The sequence below is a fragment of the Parafrankia colletiae genome (assembly GCF_001854655.1).
Taxonomy (GTDB): domain Bacteria; phylum Actinomycetota; class Actinomycetes; order Frankiales; family Frankiaceae; genus Parafrankia; species Parafrankia colletiae.
The window spans coordinates 1-1,114 of sequence record NZ_MBLM01000101.1; the positions used below are offsets into that span (position 1 = coordinate 1).

A 1,114-nucleotide genomic window follows, 5' to 3' on the forward strand; every position below is an offset into this window, starting at 1 on the left:
CCACCCTGATGTCGTCGCCTGCCCGTCGGTCCCCACGAGGGCTGCCGGGCTGCCGGTTGAGCCCAGGAGCGCGGGCGGCGGTGACGACCGAGGCCGCATGCCGCTTGGGGAAGTCTCGAGACAAAGCCGTCAGACGATTCGGGGCGACTGAAACTGAATGCTGCCCCGTGGCTGCTTAACTGGTAAGGTAAGCACATCATGACTGGTGACCCACTGCAGCCGTCCTTGCGGCGAGAGCCCCTGTCCCCCCGTCGATGTGCTTGTTCCTTCTCGAGTGTCGGGCAGCACTGGAGGCGGCCGCCCTCATGTGCGCAGTGCCCTGGCTCGGGGCCAGACCTGCCCCAGACCCGGGACCGGTCATGGTGATTCCCGGATTCGGAGCGACCGATAAGGACACGGCCGTACTTCGCCTGTTGATACGCCGCCAAGGGCACGAGGTCCAGGGATGGGGTCTCGGGCGCCATCTGCAGCCAAGCCAGGACGTCTTCGAGGCGCTCAGCCAGCGCGTAGCCACCCTCCACGGTCAATCTGGACGCCCCGTGACACTCGTCGGGTGGAGTTTGGGCGGCCTACTCGCGCGGCATTTGGCTAGCGCCAACCCGGATGCTGTGCGGCAATTGATCACGATGGGCACCGGGTCCCGATTCAGATCCTTCGATCGCACGAACATTTCGCAGTTCGCGGACCGCTTCATTCCCGGATGGGCCCAGGGCGCCTACGTAGGTTTGTTCGACGACATCGAGCGTGGGCAGTTGCCTGTGCCCATCACGTCCATCTACACCCGCAGCGACGGCGTCTCCCGCTGGGAGCTGTGCCTCGAAGTAGAAGGCAAGTGCCGCGAGAACATCGAAGTATGGGGCAGGCACATCGGGCTTCCGGTGAATCGAGCCGTCATCTTGGCGGTCTTGGATCGCCTGGCCCAACTCGATGACACATGGGAACCGTTCTGTCCTCCTGCCCTGCTGGCGAGCTGGTATCCGCCGCCGACTTGGTGGGATGACGAAATGGCGTCCCAGGTTGAGATGTCGTTGCACCACTCGCGGTCTGGATCCCAGGCATGACCGGGATCTCCGATCGCTTCCGTCTCGACGGCAAGGTTGCCGTGATAACTGGG

The 1,114-nt window shown here is 64.2% G+C and carries 1 protein-coding gene; it reads left to right on the forward strand.

Features of this window, described 5'->3' with window-relative positions:
- The first annotated feature begins 359 nt into the window (after nt 1–359).
- Nucleotides 360–1,061 (forward strand): alpha/beta fold hydrolase, encoded by a 702-nt coding sequence (locus CC117_RS10270; RefSeq protein ID WP_071083509.1) that lies wholly within the window; start codon nt 360–362, stop codon nt 1,059–1,061.
- The last annotated feature ends 53 nt before the right edge of the window (nt 1,062–1,114 follow it).